At 45.7% G+C, this 18,430-nt stretch carries 23 protein-coding genes; 11 read left to right on the top strand and 12 right to left on the bottom strand.

Going from position 1 to position 18,430, the window contains the following annotated elements; genetic code table 11:
- Positions 1 to 112: 112 nt before the first annotated feature.
- Together QUA56_RS12175 and QUA56_RS12170 are read right to left on the bottom strand one after the other, a co-directional pair.
- A complete protein-coding gene (locus QUA56_RS12175) occupies positions 113 to 253 on the bottom strand; it encodes a hypothetical protein (RefSeq protein ID WP_333357660.1) in 141 nt (46 codons plus the stop codon).
- A 361-nt stretch (positions 254 to 614) separates the two neighbouring features.
- Positions 615 to 1,010, bottom strand: a complete 396-nt coding sequence (locus QUA56_RS12170; protein ID WP_333357657.1) for a hypothetical protein — start codon at positions 1,008 to 1,010, stop codon at positions 615 to 617.
- A gap of 351 nt (positions 1,011 to 1,361) precedes the next feature.
- Between QUA56_RS12170 and argS the strand changes: the two genes are divergently transcribed.
- The gene (gene argS / locus QUA56_RS12165) at positions 1,362 to 3,119 is read left to right on the top strand and encodes an arginine--tRNA ligase (protein ID WP_333357654.1); all 1,758 of its coding nucleotides are present in this window, start codon (positions 1,362 to 1,364) and stop codon (positions 3,117 to 3,119) included.
- A 147-nt stretch (positions 3,120 to 3,266) separates the two neighbouring features.
- Here argS and QUA56_RS12160 read toward each other — a convergent pair whose 3' ends face one another.
- From QUA56_RS12160 to QUA56_RS12135, 6 genes are all read right to left on the bottom strand, one after another.
- Positions 3,267 to 4,100, bottom strand: a complete 834-nt coding sequence (locus tag QUA56_RS12160; RefSeq protein WP_333357651.1) for an RNA methyltransferase — start codon at positions 4,098 to 4,100, stop codon at positions 3,267 to 3,269.
- Positions 4,101 to 4,205: 105 nt separating this feature from the next.
- Positions 4,206 to 4,439: a hypothetical protein gene (locus QUA56_RS12155; protein WP_333357648.1), complete on the bottom strand. Its 234-nt coding sequence runs from the start codon at positions 4,437 to 4,439 to the stop codon at positions 4,206 to 4,208.
- A gap of 62 nt (positions 4,440 to 4,501) precedes the next feature.
- Complete coding sequence (locus QUA56_RS12150; RefSeq protein WP_333357646.1) at positions 4,502 to 5,344, bottom strand: YheC/YheD family protein; 843 nt, start codon at positions 5,342 to 5,344, stop codon at positions 4,502 to 4,504.
- Between the two features lie 43 nt (positions 5,345 to 5,387).
- Complete coding sequence (locus QUA56_RS12145) at positions 5,388 to 5,546, bottom strand: hypothetical protein (RefSeq protein WP_333357643.1); 159 nt, start codon at positions 5,544 to 5,546, stop codon at positions 5,388 to 5,390.
- Positions 5,547 to 5,688: 142 nt separating this feature from the next.
- Positions 5,689 to 6,378 carry an ImmA/IrrE family metallo-endopeptidase gene (locus QUA56_RS12140; RefSeq protein WP_242716182.1) on the bottom strand — a complete coding sequence of 230 codons (690 nt, stop codon included), beginning with the start codon at positions 6,376 to 6,378 and terminating at the stop codon, positions 5,689 to 5,691.
- A gap of 15 nt (positions 6,379 to 6,393) precedes the next feature.
- Positions 6,394 to 6,717, bottom strand: coding sequence for a helix-turn-helix domain-containing protein (locus QUA56_RS12135; protein WP_172189318.1), 324 nt, complete (start codon positions 6,715 to 6,717; stop codon positions 6,394 to 6,396).
- A gap of 253 nt (positions 6,718 to 6,970) precedes the next feature.
- Here QUA56_RS12135 and QUA56_RS12130 point away from each other — a divergent pair, with 253 nt between their 5' ends.
- The 8 genes from QUA56_RS12130 (at position 6,971) to QUA56_RS12095 (ending at position 12,561) form a co-directional block, all read left to right on the top strand.
- Positions 6,971 to 7,237 carry a hypothetical protein gene (locus tag QUA56_RS12130; RefSeq protein WP_333357641.1) on the top strand — a complete coding sequence of 89 codons (267 nt, stop codon included), beginning with the start codon at positions 6,971 to 6,973 and terminating at the stop codon, positions 7,235 to 7,237.
- Between the two features lie 135 nt (positions 7,238 to 7,372).
- A complete protein-coding gene (locus tag QUA56_RS12125) occupies positions 7,373 to 8,077 on the top strand; it encodes a hypothetical protein (RefSeq protein ID WP_333357638.1) in 705 nt (234 codons plus the stop codon).
- Between the two features lie 59 nt (positions 8,078 to 8,136).
- The gene (locus QUA56_RS12120) at positions 8,137 to 8,505 is read left to right on the top strand and encodes a hypothetical protein (protein WP_333357634.1); all 369 of its coding nucleotides are present in this window, start codon (positions 8,137 to 8,139) and stop codon (positions 8,503 to 8,505) included.
- Between the two features lie 56 nt (positions 8,506 to 8,561).
- Positions 8,562 to 9,539, top strand: a complete 978-nt coding sequence (locus tag QUA56_RS12115; protein ID WP_333357631.1) for a hypothetical protein — start codon at positions 8,562 to 8,564, stop codon at positions 9,537 to 9,539.
- A 106-nt stretch (positions 9,540 to 9,645) separates the two neighbouring features.
- Positions 9,646 to 10,767 carry a hypothetical protein gene (locus QUA56_RS12110; RefSeq protein ID WP_333357628.1) on the top strand — a complete coding sequence of 374 codons (1,122 nt, stop codon included), beginning with the start codon at positions 9,646 to 9,648 and terminating at the stop codon, positions 10,765 to 10,767.
- 146 nt (positions 10,768 to 10,913) lie between these two features.
- Complete coding sequence (locus QUA56_RS12105; RefSeq protein WP_333357625.1) at positions 10,914 to 11,639, top strand: DUF433 domain-containing protein; 726 nt, start codon at positions 10,914 to 10,916, stop codon at positions 11,637 to 11,639.
- Positions 11,636 to 12,058, top strand: coding sequence for a PIN-like domain-containing protein (locus QUA56_RS12100; protein ID WP_333357622.1), 423 nt, complete (start codon positions 11,636 to 11,638; stop codon positions 12,056 to 12,058). Before QUA56_RS12105 ends, QUA56_RS12100 begins: the two co-directional genes overlap by 4 nt.
- 221 nt (positions 12,059 to 12,279) lie before the next feature.
- Positions 12,280 to 12,561: a YiaA/YiaB family inner membrane protein gene (locus tag QUA56_RS12095; RefSeq protein WP_333357619.1), complete on the top strand. Its 282-nt coding sequence runs from the start codon at positions 12,280 to 12,282 to the stop codon at positions 12,559 to 12,561.
- 177 nt (positions 12,562 to 12,738) lie between these two features.
- On the opposite strand, the gene QUA56_RS12090 is transcribed toward QUA56_RS12095, so the two are convergent.
- The 4 genes from QUA56_RS12090 to QUA56_RS12075 all read right to left on the bottom strand — a co-directional run bounded on the left by QUA56_RS12090 (position 12,739) and on the right by QUA56_RS12075 (position 15,302).
- The gene (locus QUA56_RS12090; protein ID WP_333357616.1) at positions 12,739 to 13,209 is read right to left on the bottom strand and encodes a ferredoxin; all 471 of its coding nucleotides are present in this window, start codon (positions 13,207 to 13,209) and stop codon (positions 12,739 to 12,741) included.
- Positions 13,210 to 13,434: 225 nt separating this feature from the next.
- Complete coding sequence (locus QUA56_RS12085; protein ID WP_333032116.1) at positions 13,435 to 13,821, bottom strand: DUF1257 domain-containing protein; 387 nt, start codon at positions 13,819 to 13,821, stop codon at positions 13,435 to 13,437.
- Between the two features lie 39 nt (positions 13,822 to 13,860).
- Positions 13,861 to 14,070 carry a DUF2997 domain-containing protein gene (locus tag QUA56_RS12080; protein ID WP_333357613.1) on the bottom strand — a complete coding sequence of 70 codons (210 nt, stop codon included), beginning with the start codon at positions 14,068 to 14,070 and terminating at the stop codon, positions 13,861 to 13,863.
- Between the two features lie 374 nt (positions 14,071 to 14,444).
- On the bottom strand, positions 14,445 to 15,302 hold the full coding sequence (locus tag QUA56_RS12075; RefSeq protein WP_333357610.1) for an ABC transporter permease: 858 nt from the start codon (positions 15,300 to 15,302) through the stop codon (positions 14,445 to 14,447).
- Positions 15,303 to 15,540: 238 nt separating this feature from the next.
- Here QUA56_RS12075 and QUA56_RS12070 point away from each other — a divergent pair, with 238 nt between their 5' ends.
- Complete coding sequence (locus tag QUA56_RS12070) at positions 15,541 to 16,869, top strand: pitrilysin family protein (protein WP_333357608.1); 1,329 nt, start codon at positions 15,541 to 15,543, stop codon at positions 16,867 to 16,869.
- A 483-nt stretch (positions 16,870 to 17,352) separates the two neighbouring features.
- Positions 17,353 to 18,381, top strand: coding sequence for a C39 family peptidase (locus QUA56_RS12065; protein ID WP_333357605.1), 1,029 nt, complete (start codon positions 17,353 to 17,355; stop codon positions 18,379 to 18,381).
- Positions 18,382 to 18,430: the final 49 nt, after the last annotated feature.

Genomic DNA, 18,430 nt, shown 5'->3' with positions numbered 1-18,430 from the left:
TGCATTAGTAACGAGAAATATACGAACAAACCGGGTTTCTGAGGTCAACCCGTGCAAGTCTTATCTATTTTTGAGAATATTTCTGCTTATTCTGAACACAAGCGGATTTTTTTCAAAACTCTATTTTCCAGCGATAACGCCTAATTCCTGCTGCTGTCTTTTGAAGCGAGACGCCTAGGAGAGTTAATGCGGCTTTTTCCTGGCCGAGAATTTCAAAGGTGGTACCCGCCACGCGATCGATCCGTGGAATCAATCGAAAGCATCTCAAATCTAAAATCCTCAAGCCCCCGAATTTATCCGTGGGGTCAATCCAAAATCCAAAATCTAAAATCTAAAATCGAATGGCCTTTATTGGGGATGTAAAAAATAGATGCACGGCTGTTTGAGCCGGCAGGTAAAAATCAGATCGACTGACAAACGGGCATTTGATATATATTTTGCCTGCTTGTTTAAGACTTGCCAAGAATTGCGAGTGCAACCTTGCAAGCGATCGAATTACCTGCACTCTTTGCCCGAGAATTCCAGAGAAGGTAACTAACAAATAATCTACCCCGCGTCGGCAAAGGCATCGGTTTACCCCTGGACAGCGAGTTGCTGCTTGCTAACAGTCAATTTTATCGATCGGCAGCAGCATCGGCACATATAATAGTAAAGAATTTGCAAGCCAGACAATCTGGGGGAACTTTTTCTAAGTCTTGCAGATCGACCGGTCGATCTGCTTCGCTGCAGGCGGGAACTATGCACAGGGCAACTTGTCCGACTCCAGCCATGAGTTCGGCAACTCGCTCCAAAATACTGTCAATTTTTTCTATTAGTTGCTCTGCTGCATCGAGACTCGGCGCGATAATGAAAAAGGTTTTGACTCCCTCGGGACAGGGGGCGAAGCCGAGGGTACAGTCTCGTAATAGTGCTTCGGTGGAGAGACTGAAACCGTTGTAGAAGCGATCGATTACTGCTTGATAAAAGGCTTGGGTCAGAGAACGATCGCCAAAAATAGGTTGAGATAACATAACTACTTCCTTTCGTAGGATTTTTGGGAGCATTGAAAAAATTTTAACATACCTTAATGTAAGCGATTTAACTAAATTATTTAGCGATCGAGATCATGGACTTGATGTGACATTTTTTAATTTGTGTAGCGATCGCAACTGTGATAAAATGTACTGTGTGTTAGCACTGCCAGTGCTTTCGATCGCACCAGCAGATCCAAGCTAAGTACAAAATTTCCTAGTAACTGGGGAGAGGGGGAGAGGGGGAGAGGAGGAGAGGGAGAGAGGGAAATTACGTAAGTAGTAAGAGTATTATTGGCAAAAAGTGCTGAATCTAGAGTTTAAAATAAACATCCAATCAAAATATTAAACATGAACTCGATCGCCCAACAGTTAAAAGCAAGATTTGAAAAAGCATTCACCGCGGCATTCGGCGAAAGTTATGCAGGTGCAGATCCGATGCTAGCCGCCGCCAGCAATCCCAACTTTGGGGACTTTCAGTGCAATGCGGCGATGAGTTTGGGGAAAAAGTTAGGAAAACCCCCACGGGCGATCGCCTCTACAATCATCGAAAATCTCGACATCGCCGACATCTGCGAAACCCCAGAAATCGCCGGGCCCGGTTTTATCAATTTGAAGCTGAAACCGGCTTATTTGGAATCGCAAATTAGTGAGATCGCCGCCGACTCGCGTTTGGGGATTGAACCGGCGAAAACGCCTCAGACAATCGCGATCGACTTTTCGAGTCCGAATATAGCCAAAGAAATGCACGTCGGACATTTGCGATCGACAATCATCGGAGATGCGATCGCCCGTACCCTCGAATTTCTCGGCCACGACGTACTCAGAATCAACCACATCGGCGACTGGGGAACCCAATTCGGAATGCTGATCGCCTACTTGCGCGAAGTTCACCCCGAAGCATTAACAACTGCTGACGCCCTAGACTTAGGCGATTTAGTCGCATTTTACCGCCAAGCAAAACAGCGCTTCGACACAGACGAAACCTTCAAAGAAACCGCCCGCCAAGAAGTAGTAAAACTGCAAGCAGGCGCCGAAGACACCCGCCGCGCTTGGAAATTGCTGTGCGATCAATCCCGTCGCGAATTCCAAGTAATCTACGATTTGCTCGACATCAAATTAACCGAACGCGGGGAATCGTTTTACAATCCATTATTGCCCGCAGTAGTCGAAGATTTAACCAATCTAGGTTTGCTAGTAGAAAGTGACGGTGCAAAATGTGTTTTTGTAGACGGTTTCACCAACAAAGAAGGCGAACCGCTACCGCTAATCGTCCAAAAAACCGACGGCGGCTACAACTACGCCACAACAGATTTAGCAGCAGTGCGCTACCGCATCCAAAAAGACGGCGCAAAGCGCTTAATTTACGTCACAGATTCAGGACAAGCCAACCATTTTGCCCAAGTATTTGCAGTAGCCAGAAAAGCCGGTTGGATTCCCGAAGATGTCGAAATTGTCCACGTTCCCTTCGGTTTGGTATTGGGAGAAGACGGCAAAAAATCGAAAACTCGTTCTGGCGATACAGTGCGGCTGCAAGATTTGTTAGATGAGGCGATCGTCCGCGCCCGCAAAGATTTGGAAGAGAGATTAGTCAGAGAAGAAAGACAGGAAACTGAAGAGTTTATAGCTAACGTAGCTCACGTAGTTGGTTTGAGTGCAGTTAAATATGCCGATTTGAGTCAAAACCGGGCGAGCAATTACACTTTTAGTTACGACAAAATGCTCGCTTTGCAAGGCAATACAGCACCTTATATGCTCTATGTTTGCGCGCGCGTGCAAGGAATCGCCCGCAAGGGCGAGATTGATTTCGAGAATTTAGATGCTAGTGCGAAAGTAATTTTGCAGTCGGATGCGGAGTTAGTTTTAGCCAAGCATTTATTGCAATTTAGTGAAGTGATAAATGCTGTTAGCGGCGATTTGTTGCCGAATCGGATTTGTCAGTATTTGTTTGAATTGAGTCAAAAATACAATCAATTTTACGAACAGTGTCCGGTCTTGGAAGCTGAGGAACCGTTGCGGACTTCGCGGTTAATTTTGTGCGATTTGACGGCGAGGACTTTGAAGTTGGGTTTGGAGTTGTTGGGGATTAAGGTATTAGAGAGGATGTAATCTAAAGAAGGTGCGTCAGAGATCGAAACCCTCAATAATTGTTAGAGAAACTCCCCTGACGCACCCGACAGCTCGATCTAATTTTAGATTGCCGATTTTAGATTCAAGATACTAATAAAATCTAAAATCTAAAATCTAAAATTACCATTACCCATTACAAAATTGCGAAGTTTGCGATCGATATACCTCGTACATCAGCAAACTTCCCGCTACCCCGAGATTCAAAGAATCTGCCGCACCTAGCATCGGAATCCGCACTAAATGCTGGCAGAAATCCCGCTGTTGCTGAGTCAGGCCTTGACGCTCTTCGCCGAGGAACAGCACGGTCGATCGAGGATAATTGAAAGAGTGAAAATCAGCAGCGCCGTCAGGCGACGCACCGACGCCGTGACAGCCGTGATGGCGCATCCAGCCACCCAGAGTTCGGAAGTCCGTGCGGACGAACTTCTGGGCGAACAGCCCGCCCATTGAGGCCCTCACAGCGTCTGCATCAAACGGATCGGCACGCCCTCCGACGAAAATGAACCCAGCGCCGCCCACAGCTTCCGATGTGCGGATCAAAGTCCCCAAATTGCCTGGGGATCGCACATTTTCCAGCACTACCCAGCACAAACCGGCTTGGGGCGATATCTCGTCCAATTTAAACCACCGCTGGCGGACGATCGCGCCGACACCTGAAGCGCGTTCTGTTTTGCAAACGCGCCGGAATTGTTCGGGAGTAACTGAAATAGTTGGAATGCCGGAACGGCGGGCGCTGCGAACCATTTTTCGGGCAAGTGGCGCTATGAGCAATTTTTCGCTGAACAGGATTGCCGAAATCTCGAAGTGGCGGTCGATTACCTGCACGAAATTGCGAACGCCTTCAATGTAAAACAGGCTGTGGGTATCGCGGTAGGCGCGATCGAATTGAAGCCTTTCGATTCTTGCCAGGGTAGCCTCAACCTCTGGCCGATCGAGGCTGGAACTTTTAGTACCAGCCATCCTCCTTCTGCGGAGCCATGAGGCTCCCTACTAGCGAGATTTGAATTAACATATATTGCTACAGAAATATCTCTGTAGAACTCAACTTTAATTATTTATAACACGCTACGTCTGCCGATCGACAGATTCATCGAAATCAATTCCCTCCCACAGCTCAGAAAGCGGTACAGTCTCTCCTGTCATTGCTTCGTGCCATCCTTGACGAAAACACTCTTCGGCTGACTTCAGCGGTTCCTCATCAGCAAGAACAATAATGCGAACTCGGCGATCGGCAAATTTCGCTGATTGGGCGAGAATCTCTTCCCAAGTTCCCTCTAGTTCTAAAAGTTGTGATGTCATTGCTTTTACTTTTTTTGAAATAGGGATTTAGTTAATTGTAGCGCATCTCTAAAATCTAGTATTTACGGCTTTTTGTTAACAATCAAGCTATCCAGGACGCCTTTAAACATTGTTACGACAATTTGGCGATCGTTATCTCTCACAAAAATATCGTAATTGGGAGTTGAGTTAATTTCTATTAACCAATATTGTCCGTTTTTATCTAGCGCGATGTCAAACCCCGCATAATTAATCGCCATTTCGGCAAAAACAGGTTTAACAAAATCTTCAATCTCAGACATGAGATTGGGGTTAATTATATGTTTGGCTTTCGCACCTTCCCAGTGCAGCGGGCTTAAATTCCCCGCAAATTTAGCCTGAGATTTGTCTTTCTCGTACAGCAAAACTAGCTTTTCTTTGCAGAATACAGCCCGATATTCGCGGGCAATTTCGATATATTCTTGAGCTAGCGCCACATAGTCATAATTTTTGCTGTCGATGTTAAATATAATTTCTAGGGCTTCTTTAATTTGCTCTATAGTTTTACACAAAAAAACATTGTTGCCACCAGCACCGCGATTTCTTTTGAGAATCACCGGGAAAGCGAAATTTTTGTTTACTTCTAAAACTATTGATTCAATATCTGGGAAACTCAAATACTTTTTATACTTCTCCTCGCAGTGAGGCGTGACAAAACCGAGAGTTCTGGGAGTATTTATTTTGCCGCTTAAGAGTTGATAAGTATATTCTTTGTCTTTAAAAATCTGTGCAATTGATGCGCTGTTAAATGGCATCATGTAATTGACAAAATAATAGTTTTCCTCTCTATGTTTGATTCTAATCAAGTTTTGGGAATGATGCAGGATTTCGTAAGGGATATTTAATTCCTCACAAGCTGCCAGCAGGATTTCAATATTGGTTAGCATAAAATGCAAGTTCAATTGTTAATTTTAACTTTAGTATCCACCATTACTCAATATCCCGCCACTCGCGAGCATCCACAAATCTCGACAAATGCCCCACATTTGTTGTAGCAATAACAACCTCTTCTCCACCTTCAGCAACCAGCAAACATTGAGCCGCTAAAATCACATCTCTATCAAGTTCTTTGGGGTCTGCTGTTGGCATTCCAGCCTGAGCGACGCACCCTACATATTAACATCACAGAATATAAATATAGTGGCTACTGTACTTCATCAACCTGGAATATGCTGTATCTGAAAAAGTTGAGATTCGAGAATCTCTCTCAAACCTCAAATTAAATCAAATTCTATCCAAACAACCGCTGCTGCCCGTTTGCGGCATCTTTCCCGGCATAAATCTCGCGCGTTCCCTTGGGAATGTAAATCCAATCGAATTCTTGCAAGCGGTTGGTCAAATTGGAAATGCTCACTCCCAATTCATCTCTCATTTTGTATAAATGCGACCACTTAGTTAAATCGCGTCCCTGTCTTTTTTCCTCCAAAATACACCGAGGCATCAACAAACAGCTTGCAAAATATTGCGCTTGCCATTCGATCGACAAAACCTTATTATCAGCACTCGCACCCCGACAAACAAACGGTTCCTCGACATCAGACGCCGTTTTTCCTTCATTGCCCAAGTTTAATTCCAACTGTTCGACAGTGCCGTCTGCTTCGTCTTGATTGACGTGTAGCACCCAGTGGCCGATTTCGTGGGCGATCGTCGATTCGATGAAACCCGGCGGTTTTTCGAGAATCTGTTCGTTGATTTCGATTAACCGCTGCTGCGGCAAAATCCTCGCCGCGATCGCACCTTCTTCATCCGGCTCAATGCACTCCCAAACTACGCCCAAATCCAGAAAATCAGCAACCGTTGTCGCATCAAAAGGCCATCTCGGAGCAAAATTTTGCGTTTTCTGCATCTGCATCAGGATGTCATTTGCCAAACGCTCGATCGATTCTTTGGGATAGAAGCAATACGGCTTAAAAATACTCACTATGAGGGGCCTCTCTTACGCTTCAAAAGACTGTTTGAGCCAATCGGGATTTTCTTGCATCCGGCGGAAAAGAGCCTGCATTTCCTTCGGATTCTGCTTCAGCAGCGCTTCGTACTGCTGCGGCAGTCTCCCCGCCAAGAAAATCAATTCCTCTTCGTTTATGTCTAGATTCCGCGCTAATGCTCGGATTACGTCCTCTTTTGGCGCATAATCCGCTCGATCGTTCTCCAACTTCGACAAATAAGTAAAATCCACACTTAGCATAGCAGCTAGCTCACGTTGTGAGTAAGCTTTGTCCTTGCGAGCTTGACGGATCAGTCTTCCAAATGTTTGTTCCACGGTTTTTTGCCTCCTGACAAGCATTCTAGCCTGTTTTGATGAAAAATTCAACAAAAGACTTGACGGGAAAATCAACCCAGGCTACCATGAGGTTAGTTGACGGTTTAATCAACTAATTTAACCGCCCTGGTAGGGTCAAAAGGGGAAATTATCCCAGGAAACAGCTACATATAGCGCCTTTAAATTCAGAGGAGTGAGAAGCGCTGGGCGTCAAAACGCTTGTACGCAGCAAATAAGGAGGAGCAGATCGCAAATGCTGAGAACCTGGACAGACACGCATTACAAGCTCGAAGACGATGACTGGCTATACATCGCCACCCACGAAGAACAAAGCTCAGCCTCACTCGTTTGTCCCGGCTACGCGCGGGATGGCGAAGGCTTCAGCATCCACTTCTCCCCAGCGCACCTAGAAACATTAGAGCATTTGCTCGCCGCGCTGCGGATTATTAAAGCTCAACAAGAGGCGATGCTTGAGTATACCTATCCAGAACCAAAAGCGACAACACATCTCATTAGGTAATGGAAGGAAGAAGGAAGAAGGAAGAAGAAAGAAGGAAGAGGGAAGAAAAATAATTCGATTGTTGTGAGTTCCCAATTCCCAATTACCGATTCCTAATTGTCAGAACATAAATCAATAACTAAGGAAAAACGAACAATGACTACTAAAACACAAGAAAGACCTACATTTTCAGTATTTGGTGCCAAACCTAGCAACGCTTTGCTAGTACCGGAAATCCCGATCGCAGTGCGTAACAATTGCCAAAGCGGCCAATGGGCGATCGGCGATACAGATTACGGTTCCAAGTGTTCCATGACAATCCTCAAATTCTCCAAATTCTTCGGTTCTCTCGGTCAAACTTCGCACACATTGTGGGGTCAACTGTGGTTTGTCGCAGAAACCGGCGAATTGCCGCAAGGAGTTGTCATGGTGACATACATCAAAAACCGCAGTTTGAACGATTTTAACCGCTTGGTAGCCTCAGTTCAATCTCGCGGCGTAGAGCCTGCAACCGGGATTTTTGTTCCCGAATTTGTCAAGCATTCCGGTCAGAAACCAGACGACAGCGGAGTAGTAAAACCGATTAATTACTACAGCTTGAAATGGTCTTGGAACGAGCGGGGCGATTGGGCAGTTATCGACCAAGCAGCAGCAGTTTTGTCGGATTCTGGCAATCAATCGCGGATGATTGACTTAGAAGGAACAAGGGCTATGGTGTGTTTAGATAACTTGCCGGCGCAGCAAGTTGCCTGCTTGATGGCTGCTCACGCTAGTAGTGAAATCGATGCTATTGCTTTGAATTCCAACGGCGGTATGTCGCTACCGCCAGCCGAAGACAAATCAACTGCTGACTTGTTCTAATTTTGTTGTAAAGGCGCGATTTAATCGCGCCTTTATCATAACTGTTACAACAGAGTGAAATGAAGAAATTAACGAAGCTAAAAACCAAACCAAACCTGCAAGAAAGCCGTTTGAGAGAGAATCTTGAGCTACTAAACCAAATTCGGGCAGATGCACTTAACGACATCGAAAGTCTGACCCAAGACTTCCAGCACATGACTTTAGTTGCCGAATCCGTCCAGCGGAATTACCGAGCTTTGTTAGCCGAAAATCAACTGCTAAAAGGCACTCTTTTGAGTATAATTGATGAGTGCGACTGCGGGCAAGGAAATCGGTGCGATCGCTGCTGGGAAATTCTCAAAATTATCGCGATCGACAATCCCGAAGAAACACCCGACGCAGCCAGAAAATATCGAGCCATTCTCAGCCAACTCCGCAACTTAGGATAACTGAAAACGTCTCTGTAAAAAGTCTCGACAAGTTAGAATCAGGAGAAGCAAACATTATGACAATACCAAGTGCCAAAGATAGCAAAGCCAAAATTTTGCAAAACTTTCAGCAGATTTTAGCCGACAAGAAAAACATCGAATCAAAAGTAGAAACCAAAGAACAATCTGCCGAAAAAGCCAAAAACAAACAACTCCTCGAAGTCGCTTCCACCTACACAATTGACAGCATAGTCAAAGGCTTGGCCGACTTGCAATTAGATTTCGGCAGCATCATCAGCGGACTTTCCGAAAAACTCAAAGCGGAATCTTCAAAGTTAGACGAATTAAAACGCGCGATCGAAATAGAAACCGAACAATTGCAACAGTTGCAGCAAATCAGAGTTGTAGCAGACGCCCTCCACATTTTAACTCAAGAACACCGAGAAAAACTGACTCTGCTCGAACAAAATGCCGCCAACCAGCGCGAAATTCTCGAAAAAGATACGACTCAAAAACGCAAGATTTGGGGGAAAGAACAGCAAGAATTCGATCTAGCCGTTCAAGAAAAAACTGCACTCACAACCAAATATCGCCTGGGTGAAACAGCAGATTACCAATACGAATTACAGCGCACCCGCAAAATCGAAACCGACGAATACGAAGAAACGAAGCGCAAACTAGAACAGCAGTTGCAAGAATCAACCCGCGAAAAAGACAAAAATTGGACAGAACGGGAAAAATTACTCAGCGACAATCAAGCGGAGTTTGAAGAGAATCAAAGAAAAGCCGCCGGATTTGAAGAAGAACTCAAACAGGCTTTTGTTAAAGCCAAAGAAGAAGCAATTCAAGAAGTTTCCCGCGAAGCTAAAGTCAAGGCAGATTTAGTGGATAAAGAATGGGAAGGAAGCAAACAGGGATATGAATTGAAAGTGCAATCTTTACAGCAGACAATTGGGCGACAAACCGAACAAATCGCCGAAATTTCCGCGCAACTGCAAGCCACGATGAAGCAAGCGCAAGATTTGGCAATGAAAGCTTTTGCTAGCAAAGCTTAAGGTTGGTTTGCAGCCAAAATTTTGACAAGAAGAATCGGCGGTTGAAACCGCGACTACATAAACAAAGTCCGCCTTCGCGGACTAACAGAGTTAGGAGATGAAGGTAATGGCGAAATTGAGTGACAAAAATACTAAGGCTGAAATCTTAGAAGCTTACAAACAGTTGGAAAAGGAAAAAGCCACATTAGATTCCCAACTGAAGCAGCTTGAAAACTGGCAATCTACAAATTTTTCTCAAAACGACCAATCGGCAAATCTTTCTCAAGCAGAAGTCGCAGTCAAAGAACTAGCAATAGCGGAAGCAAAAAAAGCAATGAATTTAATTGAAAGCAAGCAAAAAATGCAGTCTACAATCGACAATTTGATTTTGCTGCAATTTGGCTTTGGCGGCGCTGTCAGCGAGTTGTCTGAAAAATTAACTTCGGAAGCTGCTAAAGTCGAAGAATTGCGGCGCACTGTGGGCGAGGAAGTTCAACAACTGCAAGAGTTGCACAGTTTAGAAGATGTTGCAGAAGATACGCTGGACAATTTAATTCAACAGTACGAAGAAAGCGCCAAAACTTTTGCTGGCGAACTCAGCGAACAGCGCGAAACTGTTGAACAGGAATTGTTGGAACGCCGGCAAGCTTGGGAAAAAGAGCAGGAACTCCACAAGTTGACCATTAAAGAACGCAATGAGACTCAACAAAAAGCTCGCGAGCGGGATGAAGAGTTGTATGATTATGATTTGAATCTTCAGCGAAATCTGGACATCGAAGAATACGAACAGCGCCAGAAAAGGCTTTATCAAGAAATCGAAGAGTTTCAGCAAGAACAGGAGAAACAGTGGGCGGAACGCGAAAAATCTATTTCGGAACGGGAAAAACTTTATGCTGAGGTTAAAGCTAAGGTAGAAGCTTTCCCGAAAGAACTGGAAGCTAATATCAAGAACGGGAAAGATAACGGCCGCAATATTGGCAATTACCAAGCTAAAGTTAAGGCTGATTTGTCTGCTAAAGATATCGAAGGGCAAAAGCAAAATTATGAACTGCAAATTCAAGGGATGTTGCAGACAATTCAAAATCAAGATGTGCGTCTTGCTAGCTTGTCGAAACAACTGGATTCTGCTTTGAAACAGGTTCAAGATTTGGCGGTGAAGGCGATTGAGGGTGCGTCGAATTTGAGTTCTTTCCAAGCAGTGAGGGAAATTGCGATCGAACAAGCGAAGACTCAGCAAAAAAGTAAGTAATTCGTAGGGCTGTTAGGAGTTAATTAGGTTGCTTTAGATACCCGATTTCTTGAAGAAGTCGGGTATCTGGGTATGGAAGGGAGAGATTTTTGCGATCGCCCGCGAATTGTGCAAAAATATAAGTATTTAGGATTAGCACAACTGCTATGCTTGATACTGACAACTTCGATCCGCGCGAGATTCCTATATATTCTATCCCTCAAGCAGCGCAATATCTCAGGCTGCCGAAGGATAGGTTGCGAGATTGGGTTGGTGGCTGGTTCTCGAGAACAAAAGCGGACAAGCGCTTCTTTGAGCCACTGATTAAGTTACCTCACCCCAACAATTTTGAACTGCTTCCCCAGTCCAAAACTACACTACTTTCTTTCACAAATTTGGTAGAGGCTCATGTCTTGATTGCCATTTTTAAGGCTACTGGCTTCTCCCGAAAACAACTTAGCACTGAACTCGACTACATCAACCATCATCTTTCTACTCCTAAATTATATGCTGGAAGAGAGTTTCAAATCGAGGGAATAGCTCTTTTGTTTGAGAGATTCGGACAGAAGCTTGCAGCATCCGACAGGGAACAGGAAGCAAGACAGATTCTAAAAACTTATTTCGATCGCATTGTACGAGATGAAGCTGGATTACCTATCAAACTCTTCCCTTTTACCAAATTATCAGGTTCCGACGAACCTAAAACAGTGATGATTGACCCCAGAATCTCCTTTGGTCGTCCAGTTTTAGCTGGAACTGGCATTCCCACAGCTATGCTGGCGGAACGTTACAAAGCTGGGGATTCCATCGATGAACTTGCCGAAGACTACAATTGCGATCGGCTCCAAATAGAGGAAGGTATTCGCTGCGAACTTCCGCTAGTAGCAGCATGAATGAGATATTTTTCATAGACAGATGTTTAGGAACGAAACTGGCAGATTCACTCCGAAATGTGGGGGCTACAGTAGAAATTCACGACGATCATTTTGATCCAGATATGAAGGATGAGGATTGGCTGAGGATAGTTGGAGAACGCAATTGGGTGGTATTAACAAAGGACAAGAAAATCGCTACCCGTTCTTTGGAGTTATTAGCCGTGGCTCAAGGCAATGTACGGCTTTTTGCATTTGCCGACGGCAATGTTCGTGGAGTTGTAGTGGCACAAGCTTTTGTAAAGGCCTTACAAAATATGCAAAGATTTATTCGGGGGAATCAAGCACCTTTCATCGCTAAGGTGTACCAGTCGGGTTTGGTAAAGCCCTGCAAGAACCAAAAAGAACTTTTGAGAATGCTCCCTAAAACAAGTGAGTAAATCATCCCCAATCAATCTCCCTTAGTCCAGTTTTAAAACTGTCCACTCGCTGCGAGTCTTCCTTGAGCCTCAAAGCCTATCTACATCGTTCTAATTTTTAGTAAAAAGCCCGATCGCCCTGTTCACTTATCGAAACTGTCCCTTCCTCTCCTGACCGCTTCACTCACGCTATCTATTCTTTAAGTTAATCAACCAAAAGATATATTTGACTTAGAGGCACTATGCAGAAACAAATCATACGTCAAAAAGATACTAATGCTTGGATACTTCAGTGTTGGGTTTCTTTTATTGTTGCCCTTTCCGCAACTACTGTAGGTATCATTTATTTACAGGTAGACCCCTGGCAGAAAGCTTTTATGGGTATGGGTTTAACTTTTTCAATCGGCTCGTCTTTTACTTTAGCAAAAACCATTCGCGATAACAACGAGGCAACAACATTAACTGCCAGAATCGACGAAGCTAGAGTTGAGAAAATTCTCGCTGAGCACCATCCTTTGAAATAATCGGCGGCGCATCACTCGGCGGATGACTCGGCGGTTGAAACCGATCCTACACAAACGAAGTCCGCCGACGCGGACTAAGAGTAAGTGAAAGTTATATTTTGTATAAAAACAGCCCGCGCAGGCGGGCTTTGTTTTTGTAGCCTGATTGCTTCAAGCTGTGGATTTTAATTGGGGATTTCAATGGCCACCTTTGAACTTACGATCGCCCAATTTAGCTTTTTCCCGCTGGCGAACACCAGTCCGAATCGTCGCATACTCCACGGGAAAACCAACTACAGGAATCACCTGATCCTTGCGTTCCTCTTCCAGATTCTTGAGTTCGGTGTAATCAACCCAGTGAATGCAATTCACCGGACAAGTGTCGATCGCCTCAGCAATCAACTCTTCAGAATCCCCGTCTTGTCGAACTACGCGCGATCGACCGTAATCCGGTTCAATATAAAAAGTGTTGCGAGCAACGTGAGCGCAGTGCTTGCAGCCAATGCAGGTAATCTCATCAACATAGACACCTTTTTGGCGCAACACGCCGCCCAATTCCGGTTCAAAACCAGAGCGATCGGGCGCATCCCGCAAAAAACCTCCCAACTCCGGCTCTAAACCAGAGCGATCGTTTGCTGTATCTATTCCGAGTCCAGAAAGCTCAGACATTTAGACCCCCACAAGAGTAAATAAGTCCTCCACGCACTCCGACAAGGCACTGAGCGAAGTCGAATGTGTTTAGCGAATTTCCGGTTTAACTGAGATGTTGCACCATTCTCAATAAGCCTTTTATGAACAGGCAAGATGCCTGTTCCACAAAGACTGAATTTTCTTCTTGTGGAACAGGCATCTTGCCTGTTACTGACATAGTGCAAGATGTCAGCTTTCACGCATCTAAGCGCACCAGCGCTGAACCACCAAGCGGATCGAACCGTCTTGATTTTGCTTTTGCTCAGAAACTTGGAAACCCTGCTTAGCGCTTTCATTCACCACAGTATGGTAAGCGTAGCGCTGAGTCACCTTATTCAGAAAACGGTCTACAGACCAAGCTTGCTGCCAAAACTGCAAATCAGCCACCAATTCATACTCAGTCCCGTTCCAGCTAAAACCTAGGTCATAGCCGTTTTCTTGCTCAATTACCACCTCAGCGGTGCTGGTTAGGCCGCGATAGCCGCGCACCTCAGTCGGGCCAGACTTCCAATCGATACTCAAGTCTGTTAAAGCGGCTTCCAAAGAATTCAAATTGCGGATCTGGGTCTTAATTTGGCTAAAGTGTGACATGGTGATTCCAAAAAAATTTAAGTGAACTCAACAAAAAAATTACCAATCGCTAAAAGCCACTTGGGCGGTCGCTTCGGCTGACTGATGCAGCGCTTGCGTGAAATATTCAGATGTTGACTCTTGATGAAGCACCACGCCGAGCTGAGCTTCAATTGCAGCCGTTACCTCAGCGCAGGAAGCACCGATAATGCCGGTGACAGTTTCCTGTACGCGGCCATCTGGATAGATCACAAACTCTAGTGTTTCCATAGTTCGGGCTGACTGAATAGGAATATTGAGAACAGACACCGACACCAGCAAGCCAGGGACGATGCCTCCTGAAGTAGCTTCTTGAGAGTTGGCTGACTGACAAAGCGCTATATCAATTTTGACGAATTGATAGGTTTTGAGTCAGAACTTAACATAAGTTATTAATAATTAGAAGCAATACATCAGTTGTATGTAAAGTTTCGCGTACATCGTGACATCAGTCAAGTCAGTCTATTTGATGAGATTTTAGATTTTAGAGGGAGGAGGAAGGAGAGGGGATGAACCGCAGAGGGCGCAGAGGACGCAGAGGGAAGAAGGCAGAAGGTAAAAGGCAGAAGGCAAAACGAAAAAGTATAAATTCCCCCACCCCTCCTCTAATTCCCTCTGGGGTCTAAAACGTCTCGCAGGCCATCCCCCAAAAGGTTGAAACCGAGAACAGTCAAGGTAATCAGCAAACCTGGAAACACGATCGTCCAAGGAGACGAAAGAGCGTATCCGCCCTTAAAAGCATCAGAAAGCATGGTCCCCAACTCAGGGGCGGGCGGCTGTGCGCCCAAACCCAAAAAACCCAAACCGGCAGCTTCTAGTGTCGCCGTACCAGTCGAAAGAGTTGCTTGTACAACTAGAGGCGCGAGACTTCCAGGCAAAATGTGGCGAAAAATAATCCGCAAGTCGCTGGCGCCCAAGGCCTTGACAGCCAAAACAAATTCTTGTTCCCGCAGAGACAGCACCATACTGCGAGTTAAGCGGATGTAAATCGGAATTTGCACGACGCTGACAGCGATAATTACGCTTTGCAGGCTCGGCCCGGTGACGGTAACAACGCCGATCGCCAGTAAAATCGAAGGAAAAGCTAGCAAAATATCCGCCAAAGTGCCGATCGCAATTTCCAGAAACCCCCGAAAATAGCCGGCCACCAGCCCCAAAACCGCTCCCACAATTAAACCCGCACCCACAGAAACCAGGCTGACGAGTAAAGATATCCCCAATCCGTGCCACACCCGCACCAACAAATCTCGCCCCAAACCGTCGGTGCCAAACCAATGTTTAGCGCTAGGAGCCACTAAGCGCAACAAATAATCTCGATCGACCGCAGCATCGTAATGGGAAAGTACGGGGGCTAACAGTGCCCATATCGTCAGCGCTACAGTCAAAATTAAGCCGATTTTCCCCGAAGTCGATCGCCAAAATCGTTGAAAAGCTGGTTGTGGAAATATTAAGTTTTTATTCAATCTTCGATTTTCCATCGAATGTTGTTACCAAAAAACTGAGGACTTGGGCAACTATTAGGATAAATTAACGATCGCGATCGCTGAAATACGTTAACAAGACTTCTTCCGCGAGACCAAAAACTCGGTGCGTGGATTACCCTCCATATCCAATTGCATTTTTCCCGCCAAATGCCGAATGCCTGAGCCCTTCGTTAAAGACGCTTTAAGATATAGAGAACAAGATCAATTTAAAAGCGCAATGACATCAACCCTGCTCAAAACCTCCTCCCGATCGCCCCTCAACGCCCCAACAGTCCGCCATTTCCCCAACGGTCTCACAGTTATAGCCGAACACTTGCCGGTCGATGCTGTTAACCTCAGCGTGTGGCTCAATTTAGGCTCAGCCGTCGAACCCGACGAAATCAACGGCATGGCTCACTTTTTAGAACACATGATTTTTAAGGGAACTCCCAGCATTCCCAGTGGCGAATTTGAGCGCGCGATCGAGCAGCGCGGCGCTGTCACCAATGCTGCCACCAGCCAAGATTACACTAACTATTACATCACCACAGCTCCTAAAGATTTTGCCGAACTAGCTCCCCTGCAAGTCGATGTGTTGCTCAACGCCAGCATTCCCGACGACGCCTTCGATCGAGAACGGCTGGTAGTGTTAGAAGAAATTAGACGATCGGAAGACAATCCCCGCCGCCGCACCTATCAGCGATCGATGGAATTAGCCTTTGAAGTCCTGCCCTACAAGCGACCGGTACTCGGCCCGACTGGCGTAATCGAACAGTTGACAGCGCAACAAATGCGGGATTTCCACAGCAGCAGATATCAGCCGGGGGCCATGACAGCCGTAGCTGTTGGCAATTTGCCAGTCGATCGACTAATAGAAATTGTTGCAGACAGTTTTGCAGCAAAAAGTACAGCACAAAACAACAAAATAAATGTGCCTGCTGTCAGCAACTTTCACCCAGAACCCCAAATCCTGAACTACGGCGAAGAATCGCCGTTTACAGAAACAGTCCGCCGCGAATTTGTAGACTCCGCCCTTCAGCAAGCCCGACTGATCGTGATGTGGCGAGTGCCAGGTTTCGTGGAACTGTCCGAAACTTATGCCCTCGACGTTTTGGCGACAATATTGGGTCACGGCCGCACAACTCGCTTGGTTCAGGATTTGCGCGAAGAAAAAGGGCTAGTCTCGTCAATTTCGGTCAGCAACATGACTCAGCGACTGGGCGGGGTATTCTCAATTTCCGCTCAACTACCGACAGAAAACTTGCCAGCAGTCGAAGCTGCGATCGTCGGACACATCCGCACTCTCCAAACCGAACTGGTGACAGATGCCGAAATTTCCCGCATCCGCACCCAAGTAGCAAATCGGTTTGTCTTTGGTAACGAAACTCCGAGCGATCGAGCAAGTTTGTACGGTTACTATCAGTCGATGTTAGGAGATATCGCTCCCGCCCTCAACTATGCCGCCTGCATCCAAGCTCAGACGGCGCAGGATCTCCGAGAAGCCGCCGTCAAATATCTATCTCCCGACGCGATGGGTGTTGTGGTAATTCGCCCCGACGAAGCATAAATCGGACGATCGCCTCAGCAGGGCAATTCTACCATCGCTTTGCTTTTGAGGCATCCAACGGCATTCGGCATTCAGCAAAAACAAGGTCAACCGGCACCAGGGATTTTTAGTCAATAGTGCGTGAAATTCGATCGGCCCTCGCCTTGAAGGTTTTGTATCAAATAATTAATACAAAGCCTTTAAGGTACGGACGATCGGTAGAATTGCCGTAATTTTCTGAGAGAATAAGCTGGGAATTATTGACCAGCAAGTAATTTGGTCTGGGGCACCCAGATTTATCCGCAGTCGTAATTCTCAAATCTCAAATCTCAAATCTCAAATCTCAAATCGATAGAATTGCCGTAATTTTCTGAGAGAATAAGCTGGGAATTATTGGCGATCGAGCAATTTGGTCTGGGGCACCCGGATTTATCCGCAGTCATAATTCTCAAATCTAAAATCTAAAATCTAAAATCTAAAATCGATTGACGTGGGTAGGCAAGCATGAAATTACAAAACTTTCTCAACTCTAAAATTAGGTACGATGCTAAAGCAATAGCTGCTGACGACGAACTCAGCCGCCAAATTCAAAGCCGCCTAATTGACCTAAGTTTACTGAAACCTCCCGTAGACGGCAAATTTGGCCCTCTCTCTACTGCTGCTCTCCACCGATTTCAAACTCTGATGAAGTGCGGCGAAGCTGGTTTTTTGGGAGCAGTAACAGCCAAAAAGCTGATCGAAACCAAACCGGGGGACATTCCCACACCTCCCCTGATACTGAAAACGATCAGAGACACCATTTTTAAATCAAAACCGCTGGCGTCTTCTCAACTTCAGGACTCGGAAAAACAAGTAATACCAGCAGGAAAAGAATTTGAACTCCTTGCTTTTGCTCCGATTCGCGGCCACGTCAGAGTTGCTCTGCGGAACGAATCTTTCAAAGGTTCAGGAGTTTGGTATGTTTACGGGCCGCACGCTCAAATTACTCAAGACGGCGCTTTGCTTTATCCCAAACCCAATCCGCCAACTGTGAGGCTGGGGGTTCCTTATCGATCGCAAATGGATAACTTTTACAACCCGACAGGTGCTTGCAATGTAACTTCAATAGCGATGTGTCTGGACTTTTTGAGGGTGCCGCGGCGCAAAAAAACCGGGCAATATGAAGACGAACTTTACGAATATGCGATCGCCAAGAATTACAGTCGCTGGGAACCGTTGGATTTAGCAAAGATTGTTAAAGATTACGGTGCCCAAGATTTCTTTACCGAGAATGCAACTATTGATGACGTTCAAGATTGGCTAGCCAGCGGAAATCCCGCTGTCATACACGGGTATTTCACGTCTTTCGGTCACATTATAGTTGCCGCCGGCTACGACAGCGAGGGATTCTTCGTTCACGATCCCTATGGCGAGTGGTTCCCAAGCGGTTACGACACAAGTGTCAGCGGTGCTTACTTGCACTATTCCTATCGATTAATCCGCAGCGTGTGTATGGCTGACGGGAATTTTTGGGTTCATTTTATTTCTAAGTAATTGGGAATTGGTTATTGGTTATTGGTTATTGGTTATTGGTAACAACTAA

It is taken from the genome of Microcoleus sp. N3A4 (assembly GCF_036701805.1).
Classification (GTDB): domain Bacteria; phylum Cyanobacteriota; class Cyanobacteriia; order Cyanobacteriales; family Microcoleaceae; genus Microcoleus.
The sequence above is the reverse complement of the archived record's forward strand: the minus strand, read 5'-3'. Positions and strand labels throughout refer to the sequence as shown.